This window comes from Pseudoalteromonas rubra (assembly GCF_005887095.1).
Classification (GTDB): domain Bacteria; phylum Pseudomonadota; class Gammaproteobacteria; order Enterobacterales; family Alteromonadaceae; genus Pseudoalteromonas; species Pseudoalteromonas rubra_E.
In genome coordinates, this window is sequence record NZ_PNCI01000133.1 from 1 (window position 1) to 715 (window position 715).

Sequence of the window (715 nt, forward strand, 5' to 3'; positions counted from 1 at the left end):
AGATATGCTGGCAGAAGCGCCAGACGAGCTGGATGAATTATTAGAAGAAGAGCCTGAGGCCGAACCCGCAGAAGACATGCTGGCAGAAGAGCCCGAGGCTGAACTTGAAGAAGACATGCTGGCGGAGGAGCCGGACGAGCTGGATGGGTTGCTAGAAGAAGAGCCTGAGGCTGAATCCGAAGAAGACTTGCTGACGGAAGCGCCGGACGAGCTGGAAGAATTGCTAGAAGAAGAGCCTGAAGCCGAACCTGAAGAAGACTTGCTGGCGGAAGCGCCAGACGAGTTGGATGGGTTGCTAGAAGAAGAGCCTGAAGCCGAACTTGAAGAAGACTTGCTGGCGGAAGCGCCAGACGAGTTGGATGGGTTATTAGAAGAAGAGCCTGAGGCTGAATCCGAAGAAGACTTGCTGGCGGAAGCGCCAGACGAGCTGGATGGACTGCTTGAAGAAGTGGATGACGCCCAATCTGAAGAAGATTTACTGACGGAAACGCCGGACGAGTTGGATGGGTTATTAGAAGAAGAGCCTGAGGCTGAATTCGAAGCAGACTTGCTGACGGAAGCGCCAGACGAGCTGGATGGATTGCCTGAAGAAGTGGATGACGCCCAACCTGAAGAAGACTTACTGACGGAAACGCCAGACGAGTTGGATGGGTTATTAGAAGAAGAGCCTGAGGCTGAATCCGAAGCAGACTTGCTGACGGAAGCGCCAGACGAG

Annotated in this window: 1 pseudogene; it reads left to right on the plus strand. The window is 53.8% G+C overall.

The window, feature by feature from the left end:
* Positions 1 to 715 (plus strand): annotated as a pseudogene (locus tag CWB99_RS24320) (hypothetical protein); the annotation flags it as partial.